A 19563-nucleotide genomic window follows, 5' to 3' on the forward strand; every position below is an offset into this window, starting at 1 on the left:
ACCCCTTGCACACCCACCAGGACCGGCGAACCACGTGAGCTCCTCTTCCTCCACCAGGCGCCTGTCGCACACACCGGTGCGACAGGGGACCCGTGGCGCTTACCGGTTGGTGCGTACCCCTCCGGCGCAGGTGGCTCCCCCTCGTCTTGACGCCGCCCAGCGCGCGGTGGTTGACCACACCGGCGGCCCGATGCTCGTCCTCGCGGGACCGGGCACGGGCAAGACGACCACGCTCGTCGAGTCGGTGGCGGCCCGCATCGCGCGCGGGGGCGACCCCGAGCGCATCCTCGTGCTGACGTTCAGCCGCAAGGCCGCCGTCGAACTGCGCGACCGCATGGCCCTGCGCATCGGCGCCGCCCGCGCGCCCCAGGCGACCACCTTCCACTCGTTCTGCTACGCCCTGGTCCGCGCCCACCAGGACCACGACCTGTTCGTCGAGCCCCTGCGGCTGCTCTCCGGCCCGGAGCAGGACGTGACCGTCCGCGAGCTGCTCGCCGGCCAGCCCGAACTGGAACGGCTCGGGCTCGCCCACGTGCGCTGGCCGGACGAGCTGCGCGCCTGCCTCACCACCCGCGGCTTCGCCGACGAGGTCCGCGCGGTCATCGCCCGTAGCCGCGAGCTGGGCCTCGACCCCGGCGCCCTCGACGCCTTCGCCCGGCGCATCGGCCGCCCCGACTGGCGGGCCGCCGCCTCCTTCCTCGCCGAGTACCTGGACGTCCTCGACCTCCAGGGCGTCCTCGACTACGCCGAGCTGGTCCACCGCGCGGTCCTGCTCGCCCGGCGGCCCGACGCCGCCGAGGCGCTCGCCGCGCGGTACGACGCCGTGTACGTCGATGAGTACCAGGACACCGACCCGGCCCAGGTACGGCTGCTGCGCGCCCTCGCCGGCGGCGGCCGCACCCTCGTGGCGTTCGGCGACCCCGACCAGTCGATCTACACGTTCCGGGGCGCCGACGTGAACGGCATCCTGGACTTCCCCCACACCTTCCCGCGCGCGGACGGCCGTCCCGCCCCCGTGGAAGTCCTGCGCACCTCCCGCCGCTCCGGGGCCGCGCTCCTCGCCGCGACCCGGCTGCTGACCCGGCGCATGCCGCTCACCCGGCTCCCGGCCGACAAGGTCCGCGCCCACCGCGAGCTCGCCGCGGTCCGCGAGGGCGGCCGGGTGGAGGTCCACACGTACCCGACGGCCGGCACCGAACTGGACAACATCGCGGACATCCTGCGCAGGGCCCACCTGGAGGATGGCGTCCCCTGGAGCGACATGGCCGTCCTGGTGCGCGCCGGCTCCCGCACCATCCCGACCGTCCGCCGCGCCCTCACGGCCGCCGGGGTGCCCCTGGACATCGACGGCGACGACCTGCCCCTGCGCCACGAGCCCTCCGTCGCGCCCCTGCTGACGGCACTGCGCGCGGTGGCCACGGCGGTGGCGGGGCAAGGGCGCGCCGAGGAGGGGCAGGGACGCACGGAGGACGGGCCGGCCGAGCCCGGGTCTTCCGTGCTCGCCTCCTCCGGTGACGAGGAGGCAGCGCCCGCCCCCTCCGGTGACGAGGAGGCCGCGCCCGCCCCCTGCTGGCTCGACACCGAGACCGCCCTGACCCTGCTCACCTCCCCGCTGGCCGGCATGGACGCCGCCGATCTGCGCCGCCTCGGGCGGGCCCTGCGGGACGAGGAGCGGGCCGCCGGCAACCCGCTGCCGCCGCCCTCCGACGACCTGCTCGCCCGCGCCCTGGCCGAGCCCGAGCGGCTGGCCGTGCACGACCCCACCTACGCGCGGGGCGCCCAGCGCCTCGGCGCGCTGCTCCGCACGGCCCGCGAGCGCCTCGCGGGCGGCGGTACGGCCGAGGAAGCCCTGTGGGACCTGTGGGAGGGCACCCCGTGGCCCTCCCGCCTGGAACGCGCCGCCCGACGCGGCGGCGCCGCCGGACGCAACGCCGACCGGGACCTGGACGCCGTGTGCGCCCTGTTCGCGACGGCGGCGCGCGCGGAGGAGCGCACCGGCGGCCGGGGCGCCCTGAACTTCCTCGAGGAGATCGACGCCGAGGACATCGCCGCCGACACCCTCACCCGGCGGGCCGTACGCCCGGACGCGGTCCGCCTGATGACCGCGCACCGCTCCAAGGGGCTGGAGTGGCGCCTGGTCGTCGTCGCCGGGGTCCAGGAGGGCCTGTGGCCCGATCTGCGCCGCCGCGGCTCCCTCCTGGAGGCCGACCGGATCGGCCGCGACGGGCTCGCCGAACCGCTCACCCCCGGCGCGCTGCTCGCCGAGGAGCGCAGGCTGTTCTATGTGGCCGCCACACGCGCGCGTGAGCGGCTCGTCGTCACGGCCGTCAAGGCCCCCGCCGACGACGGCGACCAGCCCTCGCGCTTCCTGACCGAACTCGGCGTGGAACCCGTCGACGTGACGGGCCGCCCCCGCCGCCCGCTGTCCGTGGCCGCCCTCGTCGCCGAACTCCGGGCGACGACGGTCGACCCGCGCGCGTCGGAGGCGCTGCGCCGGGCCGCGGCACTCCGCCTGGCCCGGCTGGCCGCGCTCGCCGACGACGACGGCCGTCCGCTGGTGCCCGCCGCCCACCCCTACCGCTGGTGGGGCATGTTCGAACCCACCGAGTCGAAGGTGCCGCTGCGCGACCGCGACCAGCCCGTGGTGCTGTCCGGCAGCGCGCTGGACCAGCTGGCGAACACCTGCTCCCTGCAGTGGTTCCTGGGCCGCGAGGTGAAGGCCGACGCGCCCGCGACCGTCGCCCAGGGGTTCGGCAACGTGGTGCACGTCCTCGCCGACGAGGTCGCCTCCGGGCACACCCCGGCCGATCTCGCGGTCCTCATGGAACGGCTCGACTCCGTCTGGAACGCCCTCGCCTTCGACGCCCCGTGGAAGTCCGAGCAGGAGAAGGCCAACGCGCGCGTGGCGCTCGAACGCTTCCTCCGCTGGCATGTGATGGACCGCGCGGGCCGCACCCCGGTGGCCAGCGAACACGACTTCGACGTGACGCTGGAGGCGGGCGACTTCGAGGTGCGCATCCGCGGCCAGATGGACCGCGTCGAGGCCGACGCCGACGGACGCGCCTACGTCGTCGACTTCAAGACCGGCAAGCAGTCCCCCACCGCGGCCGAGGTGGCCCGCCACCCCCAGCTCGCCGTCTACCAGCTCGCCGTGCGCGAGGGCGCCGTCGACGAGGTCTTCGACGGCGCCCGGCCCGAGCCGGGCGGCGCCGAACTCGTCCAGCTGCGTCAGGGCGCCGCCCGGCGGGACGGCGGCGACACGCTGCCCAAGGTGCAGGCGCAGCAACCGCTGGACGGCCCGGAGGGAGAGTGGGTCGGCGACCTGCTGGCCACGGCGGCCGGAAAGGTCCTCGACGAACGGTTCACGCCCACCGCGGGCCAGCACTGCACGCACTGCGCGTTCCGCGCGTCGTGCAGCGCGCGCCCCGAGGGACGGCACGTGGTCGAGTGACCGGTCCGGCGCGCCCCGATCACCGGCGTGACGGATCGCACCACCCGCTCCGACCTGCGCTTCCTCCGCCCCGAAGGACCGATCCGGCACGCGCTGTCAGTGGCCGCCGCTAGCCTTCCTCAGGTGCCCGCCCGTATCACCGACCCCGAGCAGCTCAAAGAGCTCCTCGGCATCCCGTTCACCCCGGAGCAGACGGCCTGCATCACCGCGCCGCCCGCCCCGCAGGTGATCGTGGCCGGCGCCGGATCGGGCAAGACGACGGTCATGGCGGCCCGCGTGGTGTGGCTGGTCGGCACCGGCCAGGTCGCGCCGGAGCAGGTCCTCGGCCTGACCTTCACCAACAAGGCGGCCGGCGAGCTCGCCGAACGCGTCCGCAAGGCCCTCGTCCGGGCCGGGGTCACCGACCCCGACGCCATCGACCCGGACCGCCCGCCGGGCGAACCGGTGATCTCCACGTACCACGCGTTCGCGGGCCGCCTGCTGACCGACCACGGCCTGCGCATCGGCCTCGAACCGACGTCCCGGCTGCTCGCGGACGCCACCCGCTACCAGCTCGCCGCGCGCGTGCTGCGCGAGGCACCCGGCCCCTACCCGGCCCTCACCCGCTCCTTCGCCGACCTCGTCAGCGACCTGCTCGCCCTCGACGCCGAACTCTCCGAGCACCTCGTGCGCCCCGAGGCGCTGCGCGCCCACGACGCCCAGTTGCTGCTCACCCTCCAGGGCGTCAAACTCAGCAACGGCGATCTGCGCAAGGTCCCCGAGGCCGCCGCCGCGCGCCGCGAACTCGCCGACCTCGTCGTCCGCTACCGCGCCGCCAAACGCGAACGGGACCTGCTCGACTTCGGCGACCAGATCGCCCTGTCCGCGCGCCTGGCACAGATGCCCGAGGTCGGCCGCGTCCTGCGCGACGAGTTCCGGGTCGTCCTCCTCGACGAGTACCAGGACACGTCCGTCGCCCAGCGCGTCCTCCTCGCCGGACTGTTCGGCGACGGCACCGGCCACCCGGTGACCGCCGTGGGCGACCCCTGCCAGGCGATCTACGGCTGGCGCGGCGCCTCCGTCGCCAACCTCGACGACTTCCCCGAGCACTTCGCCCACGCCGACGGCCGCCCCGCCACCCGCCAGGCCCTCAGCGAGAACCGCCGCAGCGGCGGCCGCCTCCTCGACCTCGCCAACGGCCTCGCAAAGCCCCTGCGCGCCCTCCACGCGGGCGTGGAGGCCCTGCGCCCCGCCCCCGGAGCCGAGCGCGACGGCATCGTGCGCTGCGCCCTCCTCGCCACCCACGCCGAGGAGCTCGACTGGATCGCCGACTCCATCGCCCACCTGGTGAACACCGGCAAGGCGCCCGGCGAGATCGCCGTCCTGTGCCGTACGGCGACCGACTTCGCGGAGATCCAGGCAGCGCTCGTCGCGCGGGACGTCCCCGTCGAGGTGGTCGGCCTGTCCGGCCTGCTCCACCTGCCCGAGATCGCCGACCTGGTCGCCGTCTGCGAGGTCCTCCAGGACCCCGGCGCCAACGCCTCCCTGGTCCGGCTGCTCACCGGCCCGCGCTGGCGCATCGGCCCACGCGACCTCGCCCTGCTGGGCCGGCGCGCCCGCCTGCTGGTCTCCCACGCGCGCGTGGACGGCGACGACGACCCCGACCGCCGTCTCGCCGAGGCCGTCGAGGGCATCGACCCGGCCGAGGTGATCTCCCTCGCGGACGCCCTCGACACCTTCCTGGAGACGCCCCTGGACGGTGCCGGGGACGACGACGGGCTGCCGTTCTCGCCGGACGCGCGCGTGCGCTTCGCCCGCCTGGCCGCCGAGCTGCGCGACCTGCGCCGCTCCCTGTCCGACCCGCTCATGGACGTCCTGCACCGCGTCCTCGCCGTCACCGGCCTCGAGGTCGAGCTGTCGGCCTCCCCGCACGCGCTGGCCGCCCGGCGCCGCGAGACCCTGTCCAACTTCCTCGACATCGCCGCCTCCTTCGCGGCCGGCGACCACGAGGCCTCCCTGCTCGCCTTCCTGGCCTTCCTGCGCACCGCCGCCCAGTACGAGAAGGGCCTCGACAACGCCCTGCCGGGCGGCGACAACACCGTCAAGGTGCTCACCGCGCACAAGTCCAAGGGCCTGGAGTGGGACGTCGTCGCCGTCCCCGGCCTGGTCACCGGCACCTTCCCCAGCACCCAGGGCCGCGAGAAGTGGACCGCGCAGGGCAAGGTCCTCCCGCACGAGCTGCGGGGCGACGCCGACACGCTCCCCGACGTCGGCTCCTGGGACTCCCGGGGCCTCAAGGCGTTCCACGAGGCCATGAAGGAGCACCAGCACACCGAGGAGCTGCGCCTCGGCTACGTCACCTTCACCCGGCCCCGCTCGCTGCTCCTCGGCTCCGGCCACTGGTGGGGTCCCAGCCAGAAGAAGCCGCGCGGGCCCTCCGACTTCCTGCTGGCCCTCCACGACCACTGCGCGGCCGGGCACGGCGAGATCGAGGTGTGGGCCGACGAACCGGCCGACGGCGCGGAGAACCCGGCCCTGCTCCGGGAGGGCGCCGAGCACGCCTGGCCCCTGCCCCTGGACGAGACCGCCCTGGCCCGGCGCCGCGCGGCCGCCGAGACGGTCCTCGCGCACCTGGAGCGGCTGGCGTCCCAGGACGACCCCGTCGCGACGCACGACCCCGACACCTACGACGACCCCGACTGGCCGCCCCCGCCGGACGAGGACGACGACCCCGCGTACGGTCGCGAGGACGACGCCCCCGGCGCATCCGGCCTCTGGGACGACGCCCCCCTCGACGAGGCGCCTTTCGAGGACGACGCCTACGACGACGCCCTCTACGACGACACCCCGCGCGAGGACGCCGTCCCGCACGAGCGAACCCCCGACGAGACCGCCCTCGACCCGACCGCCGACCACGGACGCCCCCGCGACCCGGAGCCCCCCGCGCGCCCGTCCATCCCGCACCAGGCGGCGCCACCGCGCACCCGCACGCCGGACGCCGACCACCTCACCCCGGAGGAGGCCCGCACCCTCGCCTCCTGGGACCGTGATCTCGACGCCCTCACCGGCGAGCTGCTGCGCGCCCGCGCGAGCGTCACGGACGTACCACTGCCCGCGTCCCTGACCGCGTCCCAGCTGATGCGGCTGGCCGCCGACCCCGACGGGTTCGCGCAGGAACTCGCGCGCCCCATGCCGCGCCCCCCACAACCCGCCGCACGCCGAGGCACCCGGTTCCACGCATGGGTGGAAGCCCGCTTCGAAGAGTTGACGCTGCCGATGCTGGAGCCCGACGAGCTGCCCGGCAGCGAGGCGGAGATCGCCGACGAACGCGACCTGGAGGCCCTCAAAGAGGCCTTCGAGCGCACGGAGTACGCGCACCGCACGCCGTACCGGGTGGAGGCCCCGTTCCAGCTCGCGATCGCCGGCCGGGTCGTGCGCGGTCGTATCGACGCCCTGTACCGCAACGGCGAGGGCGACGGGGTGACGTACGAGATCGTCGACTGGAAGACCAACCGCGCCCGCACCGCCGACCCCCTCCAGCTCGCCCTGTACCGGCTCGCCTGGGCCGAGCAGCAGGGCGTCCCGCTGGAGTCGGTCGACGCCGTCTTCCTGTACGTCCGCAGCGGCGAGGTCGTACGCCCGGACGGCCTGCCGGACCGCTCGGCGCTGGAACGCCTGCTCACCGGCGAGCCCGCCGGGGAGACGGAGTGTGAGGAACCGCCCAATCAGGATGTCGGCTCAGGCCGATAGGCTCGGGAGTATGAGCCAGACCCCGGACGACGCTGTCCGTACGTACATCGAACAGCACAGCACCGCCTTCCTCGACGATCTCGCGGAATGGCTGCGCATCCCGTCCGTCTCGGCTCAGCCCGCACACGCGCCCGACGTCCGCCGCAGCGCCGACTGGCTCGCCGCCAAGCTGCTGGAGACCGGCTTCCCGACGGTCGAGGTCTGGCCCACGCCCGGCGCGCCCGCCGTCTTCGCGCACTGGCCCTCCGGCGACCCCGAGGCGCCGACGGTCCTCGTCTACGGGCACCACGACGTGCAGCCCGCCGCCCGCGAGGACGGCTGGGACAGCGAGCCCTTCGAGCCCGTCGTCCGCGACGGACGGCTGTACGCGCGCGGGGCCGCCGACGACAAGGGCCAGGTGTTCTTCCACACACTCGGCGTCCGGGCCCACCTCGCCACGACCGGGCGTACCGCCCCCGCCGTCAACCTCAAGCTGCTGATCGAGGGCGAGGAGGAGTCCGGCTCCCCGCACTTCCGTGCCCTGGCCGAGGAGCGCGCCGACCGGCTCGCCGCCGACGCCGTGATCGTCTCCGACACAGGCATGTGGGCCGAGGACACCCCCACCGTGTGCACGGGCATGCGCGGCCTCGCCGAGTGCGAGATCCGCCTGTACGGCCCCGACCAGGACATCCACTCCGGCTCGTTCGGCGGCGCCGTCCCGAACCCGGCGACCACCGTCGCCCGCCTGGTCGCCGCCCTCCACGACGACCACGCGCGCGTGGCGATCCCCGGCTTCTACGACGGGGTCGTCGAGCTCACCGACCGCGAGCGCGAACTCTTCGCCGAGCTGCCGTTCGACGAGGCGCGATGGCTGCGCACCGCCAGATCGCACGCCACCCACGGCGAGGCCGGCCACACCACGCTCGAACGCGTCTGGGCCCGCCCCACCGCCGAGGTCAACGGGATCGGCGGGGGCTACCAGGGCCCCGGCAGCAAGACGATCATCCCGTCGTCCGCCATGGTGAAGCTGTCCTTCCGGCTGGTCGCCGGACAGGACCCGGACCACATCGAGAAGGCCGTCCGCGCGTGGGCAGCCGAGCAGGTGCCCGCGGGGATCCGCTGCGAGATCACCTTCAGCGGGGCCACCCGCCCGTGCCTGACGCCGCTCGACCACCCGGCGCTCCAGTCCGTGGTCCGCGCCATGGGCCGCGCCTTCGAGAAGCCCGTCCGCTTCACACGTGAGGGCGGCTCCGGGCCTGCCGCCGACCTTCAGGACGTGCTCGGCGCGCCCGTCCTCTTCCTCGGCATCTCCGTCCCTTCCGACGGCTGGCACGCCCCGAACGAGAAGGTCGAGCTCGACCTGCTCCTCAAGGGCGTCGAGACCACCGCCCACCTCTGGGGCGACCTCGCCGCGCACTGGCGTCATGCGCCCTGACGCACCGCCCCACCTGGAGCGGCCTCGCGCGCGGCACACTGGAGACGCCGCCTCACAGCGCCGCGCGCTGCCGCCCCCGGTCACCTCCTGTCCCACGTCCCGCCGATCCACCCGCCGAAGCACACCGTTCCACTGGGGGAGTTGGAAGCACCCGTGACCACCTCGACCGACCACACCGCCGACCGACCCGTCTCGCTCACCGCCCCGAGCGGCATCGACCGCGCCGCCCACCACCGGCTCGACGAGGCCTGGCTCGCGGCGGCGTGGAGTCACCCCACGACCCGCTGCTTCGTGGTCTCCGGAGGCCAGGTCCTGATCGACGAGGCACCGGACGGACGTACCGAACTCGTCATGACCCCCTCGTTCGAGGCACCCCTCACCGAGGCGCACCGCTACTTCCTCGGCATCGACGAGGACGGCGTCAGCTACTTCGCCCTGCAGAAGGACGCCCTGCCCGGCCGTATCGACCAGTCCGCGCGACCGGCGGGCCTGCGCGAGGCCGGACTGCTGCTGTCGCCGCGCGACGCGGGCCTGATGGTGCACGCCGTCGGCCTGGAGAACTGGCAGCGCACCCACCGCTTCTGCTCCCGCTGCGGGGAGCGCACCGTCATCGCCGCCGCCGGGCACATCCGCCGCTGCCCCGCCTGCGGCGCCGAGCACTACCCGCGCACCGACCCAGCCGTGATCATGGCCGTCACCGACGAGGAGGACCGCATCCTCCTCGGCCGCCAGGTGCACTGGCCCGAGGGCCGCTTCTCCACGCTCGCGGGCTTCGTCGAGCCGGGGGAGTCCATCGAGCAGGCCGTGCGGCGCGAGGTCTTCGAGGAGGCCGGCATCACCGTCGGCGAGGTCGAGTACGTGGCCAGCCAGCCCTGGCCCTTCCCGTCCAGCCTCATGCTCGGCTTCATGGCCCGTGCCACCTCCTTCGACATCCAGGTCGACGGCGACGAGATCCACGAGGCCCGCTGGTTCTCCCGGGACGACCTGCGCGCGGCCTTCGAGTCGGGCGAGGTCCTGCCGCCCTACGGCATCTCGATCGCGGCCCGGCTGATCGAGCTCTGGTACGGCAAGCAGCTGCCGACGCGCGGCGTCTGACCCGCGCGGAAGCGCACGGACGCAGACGAAGAGGGTGGCGGCCCGGTCAGGGGCCGCCACCCTCTTCGCAGCTCTGGCTGAGGGGTGTCTCAGACGGCGATCTTCTGCTTCACCTGCGCCAGCGACGGGTTCGTCAGCGTCGAACCGTCCGCGAACAGCATGGTCGGCACAGTCTGATTTCCGCCATTGGCCTTCTCGACGAACGCGGCGGACTCGGGGTCCTGCTCGATGTTGATCTCGGTGTACGCGATGCCCTCGCGGTCCAGCTGCTTCTTCAGCCGCTGGCAGTAGCCGCACCAGGTGGTGCTGTACATCGTCACAGTGCCCTGCATGTCTCGCGCGCTCCTCGGATGGCTCGGGGATCAGGTCGTCCGGTGGGGGAACGTACGGCGGCGGCGCTCCATTCCCACCCGGGGTATGCCGGGCACGTGATGCCTGCCGCATTCGTACGACTATCCCTGCCCGCCTGTGGACAACCGGCGCGGCCGTCTCCGGCGACCTGGCAGCATGAACGTGTGACAGCAGCAACGCACTCCACCCTCTTCCCGCAGGTACCGGACTCCCCCGACGCGGTGCTCGAAGGGCTCGACCCCGAGCAGCGCGAGGTGGCGACCGCCCTGCACGGTCCGGTGTGCGTGCTCGCGGGAGCCGGTACCGGCAAGACCCGGGCCATCACCCACCGCATCGCCTACGGGGTGCGCGCCGGCATCCTCCCGCCCGCCGGCGTCCTCGCCGTCACCTTCACCGCCCGCGCCGCGGGGGAGATGCGCGGGCGGCTGCGCCAGCTCGGCGCCGCCGGCGTCCAGGCCCGCACATTCCACTCGGCCGCGCTGCGGCAGCTGCAGTACTTCTGGCCGAAAGCCGTCGGTGGCTCCATGCCGCGGCTCGTCGACCGCAAGATCCAGCTCGTCGCCGACGCGGCTGCCGCTTGCCGCATCCGCCTCGACCGCAACGAGCTGCGGGACGTCACCGCCGAGATCGAGTGGTCCAAGGTCACCCAGACCGTCCCCGCCGACTACGCGCTCGCCGCCGCCAAGGCCGGCCGGGAGGCCCCCCGCGACCCGGCGGAGATCGCCCAGCTCTACACCGTCTACGAGGACCTCAAGCGGGACCGCGCCGTCATCGACTTCGAGGACGTCCTGCTGCTCACGGTCGCCGTCCTCCAGGACCGCCAGGACATCGCCGAGCAGGTGCGTTCCCAGTACCAGCACTTCGTGGTCGACGAGTACCAGGACGTCAGCCCCCTCCAGCAGCGCCTGCTGGAGCTGTGGCTCGGCGACCGCGACAGCCTCTGCGTGGTGGGGGACGCCAGCCAGACGATTTACTCGTTCACCGGCGCCACCCCGGACCATCTGCTCGACTTCCGTACCCGTCACCCCGGCGCCACCGTCGTCAAGCTGGTCCGCGACTACCGCTCCACCCCGCAGGTCGTCCGTCTCGCCAACGGTCTGCTCTCCCAGGCCCGCGGCCGCGCCGCCGACCACCGGCTGGAACTGGTCTCCCAGCGCGACCCCGGCCCCGAGCCCGTCTACACCGAGTACACCGACGAACCGGCCGAGGCCGAGGGCGCCGCCCGGCGCATCCGCGACCTGATGGACGCCGGTGTCCCGGCCGCCGAGATCGCCGTCCTGTTCCGGACGAACTCCCAGTCCGAGACCTATGAGCAGGCCCTCGCCGACGCGGGCATCCCCTACCAGCTGCGCGGCGCCGAGCGGTTCTTCGACCGGCCCGAGGTGCGCAAGGCGATCGTCGCCCTGCGCGGCGCGGCCCGCTTCGGCGGCAACGACTCGCTCCTGGACGACGCCGTGGGCCTGCCCTCGCAGGTGCGTGCCGTGCTGTCGGGGGAGGGCTGGACGTCCGAGCCCCCGGCCGGCTCGGGTGCCGTCAGAGAGCGCTGGGAGTCGCTGGCCGCCCTCGTCCACCTCGCGCAGGACTTCGCCAAGGCCAAGCCCGGCGCCACCCTCGCCGACCTGGTCGCCGAGCTCGACGAGCGGGCGAACGCCCAGCACGCCCCTACCGTCCAGGGCGTCACCCTCGCCTCGCTGCACTCGGCGAAGGGCCTGGAGTGGGACGCCGTCTTCCTGGTCGGTGTCGCCGAGGGGATGATGCCGATCTCCTACGCCAAGACCGACGAGCAGGTCGAGGAGGAGCGGCGCCTGCTGTACGTGGGCGTCACCCGCGCCCGGCGCCACCTCCATCTCTCCTGGGCGCTGACCCGCGCACCGGGCGGCCGTCCCAACCGCCGGCCCAGCCGATTCCTGGACGGGTTGCGTCCCGGATCCGGGGGCGTCGCGGGCCGGTCGGCGGCCGGGGGCGGTGCCGCCGGCGTCGAGCGGGGCTACACGCGCGGGTACACCGGCCGGCGTGAGGACGCCCCGAGACGCAGGCAGCGCAGCCCGGCCCGCTGCCGGGTATGCGGGCGCACCCTCATCGACGCCGGTGAGATGAAGCTGATGCGCTGCGAGAGCTGCCCCTCCGACATGAACGAGGGCTTGTACGAGCGGCTGCGCGACTGGCGGGCGGACCAGGCGCGGCGCAGCGGCCAGCCCGACTTCTGCGTCTTCACGGACCGGACCCTGATGGCGATCGCCGAGGCGGAGCCGAGCAGTCCGGATGAGTTGGCCCGTATTCCAGGTCTCCTCAAACGGAAGCTCGACCGCTACGGAACCGATGTTCTGGCCATATGTGCAGGTCAGGAGGTCGGGGAGAGCGAGATCGGGGGCTGAGGAGAACTCGTCGCAAAAATAGTTTGCGCATGCCCCAGCGATCCCCATAGGTTCTTAACCACGCGAACGGAGGCCTTCTCGGAGGCCCCTGATCCGTGATGTACTTGCATACCCGCAGGACTGGTTCACACCAGTCCCCCGAGACGCCGAGAGGAGGCGAGTCCAGTGATCAGCATCAACGCCAGCTCCATCAGCACCGCCAAAATGACCGATCGCTCGGTCGTCGCCTCCCTGTGCATGCTCGGCGCCTCGGACCTGGGCACCGGTCTGTCCGGCATTCGTGCCGGTCGTCCGGCGTCCGCCGTGTCCCTCGCGGGCCTTCCCGTCCGCGAGCGCAATGAGCGACCGACCAAGGCACTGGAAGCGGCAGTAGTGGCACAGGCGAAGGCCTATGCCTTTACGGCGACCGGTGCCGGATTCCGGAAGCAGACGACGCAGCACCACCAGATGTGGGCCTTCCGTGGGCCAGAACCCTGGAGTGATCCAGCCTGATCGCCTGATCAGGCCGGCGCCTTCAGGGCCGCGGAACCCCATCCGGGATCCGCGGCCCTTCTGTTTGTCCTCTCACAGGGGACGACAGAGCGAAGGGGCCTCGGGACAGGCAAGACCCGGTACCAGCCGCCAACCGGTCCAACAGGACCGGAACGAACAGACGAGGAAGACGAACCGTGCAACTCGAAGCGCACGCCCCGTCCGTACCGCCTTCAGACGTGATTCCCAAGCCTGGCTCCACGGAGGACCCGACCTTGATCCCCCTCACCGCGCTCACCGCGCTCGACGACGCCATCGAGAACCTCGGCGTGCCCGTCCCCTGCCGCTCCTACGACCCGGAGGTCTTCTTCGCCGAGTCGCCGGCGGACGTCGAGTACGCCAAGTCCCTCTGCCGCACCTGCCCGCTGATGGAGGCCTGCCTCGCCGGCGCCAAGGAGCGGCGTGAGCCCTGGGGCGTCTGGGGTGGCGAGCTGTTCGTCCAGGGTGTCGTCGTCGCCCGGAAGCGGCCGCGTGGCCGCCCGCGCAAGAACCCGGTCACGGCATGAACATCACCGGAACGATCGACCGCCCCCTCACGCACGACCCCCAGAAGCAGGCCCCGATGAAGCCGTCCACCGACGAGACCGCAGGCACCGCGCCTGAAGACTTCACCAACAGTGGCGCCACCACCGCGCGCCAGAACAGGAACCGAGAGATGCAACTCATCCAAGAAGCCCTGGCACGTGCGCATATGCACGACCTCCAGCACCAGGCGCAGCAGGAGCGACAGGCCGTCCGCCTGGTGACCGCTCGCCGGATGCAGCGCCGGGCCGAGCGCGCCTCGCTGCGCGCCCGCCGCGCGCTGGCCATGGCGGTCATGCAGTAATCGCCGCCGGCCGGTGGGTCTCCCCACCGGCAGGGCACCGACTCCCGCGGGGGCCGATCCGTCACGAACGGAGCGGCCCCCGCCGTGCGTTGTCCGGGCACCCGGCAGGCGCCGGCGTTATCGTCGGGTGGGTGACGAGTCCTCCCCGCGGCGACGGAGACCGCGGCTCCGACGCCGGACCTGAGCCGATGGTGTGCGCCCGCTGCGGCGCCCGTAGCGAGGAACCGCGACCCACCTGGACCTGCTCCGTGGAGAACGGCGTCCGGGTCCACTTCTGCGACACCTGCTCGCGAGAGAACCTTCGCGCGATCGAGGGCCGGCTCGACTCCGCCTGGTGGTAGCCCCGGCCGCTCAGGCCTCCGCCGCCTCCGCCGCCGAGTCCTCCGCCGCCGAGTCCTCTTCGTCCGTCAGGTCTTCCGGTGCGAACCCCGGCAGCCACTCCTCCAGTTCCTGGCGGAGCCGGACCGTCGCGCCCAGCTGGCACAGCACGCCGATGGTGCTCAGCGTCACCCGGTGGATGAGGAGATAGGCGGGGGGCAGGTTGAGTCGCTTGCCCAGCTGGTAGGCGGGGGAGCGGGGGTCGGCCACCCGGGCCGCCTGACTGCGCATCCAGCCGCGGGTGAAGGTGAACTCCTCGACCTGGGCCGGTTCGATGATCGGCAGCAGGTAGTCCATGACGGCGTCGGGCTCCAGGTCGATCGTCTCCTTGACGAAGCCCTCGGCGCACAGCATCTCGTAGACCGCGTCCGCGTCACCGTCCAGCGTCATCCGCAGGGACTCCCCGATCGGCGTCGGCAGGCCACCCGGGAGCCGGTCGACGGTGCCGAAGTCCAGCACGCCCAGCCGCCAGTCGTCCTCGCCCTCCGGGCCGCCCGGCAGCAGACGGAAGTTCCCCGGGTGGGGGTCGGCGTGCAGCAGGCCGGTGCGGGCCGGGCCGGAGAAGAGGAACCGGGCCAGGAGCTGACCGGCGCGGTCGCGCTGCTCCTCGGTGCCGTCGGAGATCACCTCCGCGAGCGGCACCCCGTCGATCCACTCCGTGATCAGCACCTCGTCGCTCTGGTGGACGACCTCCGGCACGACGACGTCCGGGTCGTCCGCGAACTCCTCCGCGTGCGCCTGCTGTGCCTGCGCCTCCAGACCGTAGTCCAGCTCTTCGGAGACGCGGTCCTTCAGCTCCGCGATCAGGGGCTTGATGTCCATGCCCGGGATCAGGGGGCCCAGCAGCCGGGCGAACCGGCTCAGCTGGTTCAGGTCGGACAGCAGGGCCTCCCCGGCTCCGGGGTACTGCACCTTGACCGCGACCTCCCGGCCGTCGTGCCACACGCCCCGGTGGACCTGGCCGATCGACGCGGCGGCGGCCGGCTTGTCCTCGAACTCCAGGAACAGGTCGTGCCAGTCCTCGCCGAGCCGGTCCGTCAGTACCGCGTGCACGGTGCGGGTCGGCATCGGGGGCGCGGCCTCCTGGAGCTTGGTGAGGGCCGCCCGGTACGGCCCGGCGACCTCCTCCGGCAGGGCCGACTCGAAGACGGACAGGGCCTGCCCGAACTTCATGGCGCCGCCCTTGAGCTCGCCGAGGACCTTGAACAGCTGCTCGGCGGTCCGCTGCTGCAGTTCGCGGCCGACGATCTCCGCGGACTCGCCGACGATCCGCTTGCCGAGTCCCCAGGTCGCGCGCCCGGCGAAGCCGAGCGGCAGCGCGGCGAGCTTGGCGGTGCGGGTGACCGCCTTGCGCGGAAGATCAGACATGCGCCCTCCAGATCCGAGCCGGCCGTGCGGTGTCCGCCTCGCGGCGTGGCTTCTTCGACGGCCGTTCCTCCGCCATTGTCTCGTGCGACCCCTCCTCGGCGGAGGGGTGTTCCTCCTCACCTTTGTCCGCCGCACCGCATGGGCAGGCACGATGCGCCCACACCGGGCGGGCGTGCCAGGTCAGACCGGGTAGTGACACCTCCCAGCGTGCGCCCGCCGTCGACGGGATCCGGCCGTCGAGGAAGGCCAGCGCGTGCGCGGCGGCCAGTCCGGCGACGGTCGTCGCGAGTGCGACGTCACAGGGCGGCACCGGCCGGGCCCGCCCCCGGCCCGACCGCCACTGGGTCACCAGGCGGGGCCAGACCGGGTCCCGGTCCGTGCGGTCCGCTTCGAGGCATCCGGCGCAGGCCGTCTCGCCGGGCAGGACGAGAGGACCGACCACGCCGGTGCCCTCGATTACGCCGACGTACAGATGGGGCGTACCGGAGTCGATCAGCGGTTCCGCCGCGGACGGGGACGGGGCGTGCACACCGACGTCGTCGCGCGGGGCGATGATCACCAGCGAGTGGCCGTGGGCGTCCTGCCCGCGAGGGGAGCGGGCGTCGCGGCGCGGCGGTCGGTGCGGCGCGTGCCGGCGCGCGACCCGGCGGGCGGCGTCGTCCCGGCGGTCGCCGACCGTCTCCGCGGGCAGCCCGCCCGGCGTCACGTCCCACGGCTCGACTCGCCCGATGTCGCGCACGTCCACCTCGCCGACCCCGGCCGCCGCCAGCAGCGAGGCCAGCACCGAGCCCACCCGGCCCGCGCCCCGCACCTGCACGCGCGCGGAGCGGCGGGCTGCGAGCCGGCCGATCGCCTCGCCCGGCTCGGACGTGGTCAGGGACAGCGACGCCAGGTCGGGACGCAGCCGGTCCAGGACCGCCTTTCTGCGCCGCAGCCAGTCGCCCCCGGGCCCGCCGCCCCGGGCGTCGTCGAGCAGACCGGCGTGCGCGAGCCGTCGCAGCAGTCCGTCGACATGGCCGTCGGGGAGATCCATCCGCCGCCCCTCCTCGCGCAGCAGCTCCGGTCCCCGGGTGCCGTTCAGCAGGTCGAGGAAACTGCCCGTCGCGGTGTCCATCGGCCCCAGCGTCAGCGCGTGCGCCGGAGTCATCCCGAATTGCACCGTGCCGAGGTCCCGCCAGCCGCGCCTCAACGCGGGCTTCAGCAGAGGCGCCCGTGGAAGCTCCGCCCCGGTCTCCCGGTCCGCCGTCACCTCCGTCTCCGCCGAACCACCGGGCGAATCAGCCGAAATCGCCGCATCGGTGTCGATGCCGGTGCCGAAACAGGTCTCGGTCGAAGCTGCAGCGTGCATGAACAGGCCCCCGTAGCCGTCGTCGTGATGCGTCCCCGTCTGCCGTCGGGAGGCCCGGTCGTGGCTTCCCGACGGCAGTCAGCATGCCCCGGCGCGGCGATCGGTGCGGAAAGTTGTCCACAGGCAGTGGATATTCGTCGTACAAATCAGACGCCGGGTGAGGGATCGGAATCGAACCGTCCCGGAGTCGGGACTTCCCCCAGGCGCAACGGGTAACGTCGGGGCGTGTCCGCCGACCCACTGCACCGCGCCGGAACGCCACAGCGCAGTACGACCAGCCCGCCCGTGAGCGGCTCGGGGGCGAACGCGATCGAGGTCCGCAGGAGCGCCCGGCGTCGCCGGACGGTGTCGGCGTACCGCGAGGGCGATCGCACCATCGTGCTCATCCCCGCCCGGATGTCCGAGGCGGAGGAGCAGCGCTGGGTGCGCGTCATGCTCGACAAGCTGGCCGCCCAGGAGAGCAAGAAGGTCCTCGGCGACGCCGAACTGTCCGCGCGCGCGGCCCGGTTGTCGGAGCAGTATCTGGACGGACGGGCCCGGCCGGACTCGGTCCGCTGGGTCACCAACCAGAACACCCGCTGGGGTTCGTGCACCCCGGCCGAGGGCAGCATCCGGCTTTCCCACCGGCTGCAGGGCATGCCCGAGTACGTCGTGGACTACGTCCTCCTGCACGAGCTCGCGCATCTCCTCGTCCCCGGTCACGGGCCGCGCTTCTGGCGGCTGCTGGAGGCGTATCCGCGCACCGAACGGGCCAGGGGCTATCTCGAAGGGGTCGTCGCCGCCGAGCGTCTGCCCCACCTCCCCGCCGCCCGGGGCGAGTGACCGCTCCCGTCCACGCCGTCCCGGGAAGGGGCCTCCGACGCCCTCGCGGAAGTTGTGTACCGGGTCTGTACCGGCTTCGTCCGATGTCCGAGTTTGCCGTTAGCCTGTCGCGACGCACTCACTTCGGGATGGGGGACGGTCGTTACGCATGGCCAGGGAATTCCAACGCGGCCACAAGGCCAGGATCAGTGACCTCACGGCGGGCACGGATCTGTACGTAGGCGTGCAGATCGGTGGCCCAGGGCTGACCTTCGACATCAGCTGCTTCGGTCTCGACGCCGACGAACGGCTCTCCGACGACCGTTACTTCGTCTTCTTCAATCAGCCGAAGTCCCCTGAGGAGAGCATCCAGCTCCTCGGCGCGCAGGCCGGTGACACCGAGTCGTTCCGGGTGACGCTCGACAAGATCCCCCCGCAGATCCAGAAGCTGTCCTTCACGGCGACGATCGACGGCGCCGGTCAGATGTCGCAGATCGGCCCCGGCTACCTCCGCATCGTCGCGGGCGGCGAGGAGGTGGCCCGGTACGCCTTCAACGGCTCGGAGTTCACCACCGAGCGCGCCGTGATGCTGGGCGACTTCTACCTGAAGGACGTGTGGCGGTTCGCCGCCGTCGGCCAGGGCTTCGACGGCGGCCTCGAGGCGCTGCTCAAGAACTTCGGCGGCGAGGTGGCCGAGGAGGAGACGCCCGCGGCCGCGCCGCAGCCTCAGGCCGGTGCCGGCGCGCCCAGCTTCGCGCCTCCCGCCCAGGCCGCCGCCCCGCCCGCCTTCGGCGCCCCCGCCGGTGCTCCGGCCCCCGCCCCGCAGCCCATGGCCCCGCCCGCGCCGGCTCCGGCCGCCCAGGGCTTCGCGCCCCCGCCGGGCGCCACGCCTCCGCCGCCCGGCCCGGCCCCGTCGGTGCACGCCCAGCCGACGATCGTCGCGCCCATGACACCGCCCGGCGTCGCCCCGCCGCCGCCCGCCCCGGCACCCGCGCCCTACGGCCAGCCCACCGCGCCGCCGCCCCCCGGCTACGGCTACCCGCCCGCCGCGCCGCAGGCACCGCAGGCACCGCCCCCGCCGCCCGGCTACGGCCAGCCGGCCCCGCCCCCGGGATACGGCCAGCAGCCCCCCTACGGGCAGGTCCCCGGACAGATGCCCGGACAGGTTCCTGGGCAGATCCCCGGCCAGGTCCCGCACGGCGCCCCGCAGGGTGCGCCCCAGGCCCCCGGTGTCGCCGCCGCGCTCCAGCAGTTCAAGGAGACGCCGACCGGCCAGCGCTGGACGCAGCAGAACAAGAAGATGGTCCGCGTCGACCTCGGCGTCGGCGGCCAGCCCGTGCTGGCCCGGCAGGGCAGCATGGTGCTCTACCAGGGCAAGGTCGACTTCAGCTACAAGGGCGCCGGATTCGCCGGCCGGCTCGTGGGCAACGCGACCGGCCAGGAGATGCAGCTGATGCGCTGCACCGGCCAGGGCCAGGTGTTCCTCGCCGAGGACTCCACGATGCTGCACCCCATCGAACTCCAGGGCGACGGCATCTGTGTCTCCGCGGAGAACGTCCTCGCCTTCGACGAGTCCCTGCAGTACGAGGTCCGCCGGATCGAGGGGCACGGCATCCCCGGCGGCGCGCTGTTCACGATGCAGTTCACCGGCACCGGCACGATCGTCGTCAAGACGCACGGCACCCCCGTGGTGCTGCCCGTGACGCCCACGACGTTCGCCGACTGCAACGCCGTGGTCGCCTGGTCGGCCGCCGCGCAGGTGGTCGTCTCCAGCCAGGTGCGCATGCGCCGCAACGCCTACCCGGGCGACACCGGCGAGAGCGTGAACCTCCAGTTCCGGGCCGCGCCCGGCAGCTTCGTCGTCGTCCAGCCGTACGAGATCTGAGGGAGAGCCCG

14 protein-coding genes are annotated in these 19563 nt (G+C 73.4%); 11 read left to right on the plus strand and 3 right to left on the minus strand.

Going from position 1 to position 19563, the window contains the following annotated elements; genetic code table 11:
* Positions 1 to 34: 34 nt before the first annotated feature.
* The 4 genes from F8R89_RS23225 to nudC all read left to right on the plus strand — a co-directional run bounded on the left by F8R89_RS23225 (position 35) and on the right by nudC (position 9689).
* Entirely contained in the window at positions 35 to 3451 is a 3417-nt protein-coding gene (locus F8R89_RS23225) for an ATP-dependent helicase (RefSeq protein WP_151785754.1), read from the plus strand.
* Positions 3452 to 3574: 123 nt separating this feature from the next.
* The gene (locus F8R89_RS23230; RefSeq protein ID WP_192806199.1) at positions 3575 to 7180 is read left to right on the plus strand and encodes an ATP-dependent DNA helicase; all 3606 of its coding nucleotides are present in this window, start codon (positions 3575 to 3577) and stop codon (positions 7178 to 7180) included.
* Between the two features lie 10 nt (positions 7181 to 7190).
* Positions 7191 to 8594, plus strand: a complete 1404-nt coding sequence (locus F8R89_RS23235; protein WP_151785756.1) for a dipeptidase — start codon at positions 7191 to 7193, stop codon at positions 8592 to 8594.
* A 153-nt stretch (positions 8595 to 8747) separates the two neighbouring features.
* On the plus strand, positions 8748 to 9689 hold the full coding sequence (gene nudC / locus F8R89_RS23240; protein ID WP_151785757.1) for an NAD(+) diphosphatase: 942 nt from the start codon (positions 8748 to 8750) through the stop codon (positions 9687 to 9689).
* An 89-nt stretch (positions 9690 to 9778) separates the two neighbouring features.
* Here the strand turns inward: nudC and F8R89_RS23245 are convergent, their stop codons facing one another.
* Positions 9779 to 10021, minus strand: coding sequence for a mycoredoxin (locus F8R89_RS23245; protein ID WP_151785758.1), 243 nt, complete (start codon positions 10019 to 10021; stop codon positions 9779 to 9781).
* 99 nt (positions 10022 to 10120) lie between these two features.
* On the opposite strand from F8R89_RS23245, the gene F8R89_RS23250 reads away from it, so the two are divergent.
* From F8R89_RS23250 to F8R89_RS23270, 5 genes are all read left to right on the plus strand, one after another.
* On the plus strand, positions 10121 to 12415 hold the full coding sequence (locus F8R89_RS23250; RefSeq protein ID WP_151788255.1) for an ATP-dependent DNA helicase UvrD2: 2295 nt from the start codon (positions 10121 to 10123) through the stop codon (positions 12413 to 12415).
* A 165-nt stretch (positions 12416 to 12580) separates the two neighbouring features.
* The gene (locus tag F8R89_RS23255; protein WP_151785759.1) at positions 12581 to 12907 is read left to right on the plus strand and encodes a hypothetical protein; all 327 of its coding nucleotides are present in this window, start codon (positions 12581 to 12583) and stop codon (positions 12905 to 12907) included.
* Between the two features lie 176 nt (positions 12908 to 13083).
* On the plus strand, positions 13084 to 13452 hold the full coding sequence (locus tag F8R89_RS23260) for a WhiB family transcriptional regulator (RefSeq protein WP_062668745.1): 369 nt from the start codon (positions 13084 to 13086) through the stop codon (positions 13450 to 13452).
* Complete coding sequence (locus tag F8R89_RS23265) at positions 13449 to 13772, plus strand: hypothetical protein (protein WP_151785760.1); 324 nt, start codon at positions 13449 to 13451, stop codon at positions 13770 to 13772. Before F8R89_RS23260 ends, F8R89_RS23265 begins: the two co-directional genes overlap by 4 nt.
* Positions 13773 to 13903: 131 nt before the next feature.
* Entirely contained in the window at positions 13904 to 14113 is a 210-nt protein-coding gene (locus tag F8R89_RS23270) for a hypothetical protein (RefSeq protein ID WP_151785761.1), read from the plus strand.
* Between the two features lie 10 nt (positions 14114 to 14123).
* Here F8R89_RS23270 and F8R89_RS23275 read toward each other — a convergent pair whose 3' ends face one another.
* Entirely contained in the window at positions 14124 to 15518 is a 1395-nt protein-coding gene (locus F8R89_RS23275; RefSeq protein WP_151785762.1) for an ABC1 kinase family protein, read from the minus strand.
* A complete protein-coding gene (locus F8R89_RS23280) occupies positions 15511 to 16665 on the minus strand; it encodes a TOMM precursor leader peptide-binding protein (RefSeq protein ID WP_151788256.1) in 1155 nt (384 codons plus the stop codon). The genes F8R89_RS23275 and F8R89_RS23280 overlap by 8 nt, the downstream gene beginning before the upstream one ends.
* A 426-nt stretch (positions 16666 to 17091) precedes the next feature.
* Here F8R89_RS23280 and F8R89_RS23285 point away from each other — a divergent pair, with 426 nt between their 5' ends.
* On the plus strand, positions 17092 to 17688 hold the full coding sequence (locus tag F8R89_RS23285) for a M48 family metallopeptidase (protein WP_151785763.1): 597 nt from the start codon (positions 17092 to 17094) through the stop codon (positions 17686 to 17688).
* A 148-nt stretch (positions 17689 to 17836) separates the two neighbouring features.
* A complete protein-coding gene (locus F8R89_RS23290) occupies positions 17837 to 19552 on the plus strand; it encodes a TerD family protein (RefSeq protein WP_151785764.1) in 1716 nt (571 codons plus the stop codon).
* The last annotated feature ends 11 nt before the right edge of the window (positions 19553 to 19563 follow it).

The organism is Streptomyces sp. SS1-1 (genome assembly GCF_008973465.1).
Taxonomy (GTDB): Bacteria; Actinomycetota; Actinomycetes; order Streptomycetales; family Streptomycetaceae; genus Streptomyces.

What these genes read in the sequence shown, in the direction of transcription:
- F8R89_RS23280 (WP_151788256.1), bottom strand. Translation starts at nt 16,665, where the DNA reads ATGACTCCGGCGCACGCGCTGACGCTGGGGCCGATGGACACCGCGACG.
- F8R89_RS23235 (WP_151785756.1), top strand. Translation starts at nt 7,191, where the DNA reads ATGAGCCAGACCCCGGACGACGCTGTCCGTACGTACATCGAACAGCAC.
- F8R89_RS23245 (WP_151785758.1), bottom strand. Translation starts at nt 10,021, where the DNA reads ATGCAGGGCACTGTGACGATGTACAGCACCACCTGGTGCGGCTACTGC.
- F8R89_RS23250 (WP_151788255.1), top strand. Translation starts at nt 10,121, where the DNA reads ATGCCTGCCGCATTCGTACGACTATCCCTGCCCGCCTGTGGACAACCG.
- F8R89_RS23275 (WP_151785762.1), bottom strand. Translation starts at nt 15,518, where the DNA reads ATGTCTGATCTTCCGCGCAAGGCGGTCACCCGCACCGCCAAGCTCGCC.
- F8R89_RS23265 (WP_151785760.1), top strand. Translation starts at nt 13,449, where the DNA reads ATGAACATCACCGGAACGATCGACCGCCCCCTCACGCACGACCCCCAG.
- F8R89_RS23290 (WP_151785764.1), top strand. Translation starts at nt 17,837, where the DNA reads ATGGCCAGGGAATTCCAACGCGGCCACAAGGCCAGGATCAGTGACCTC.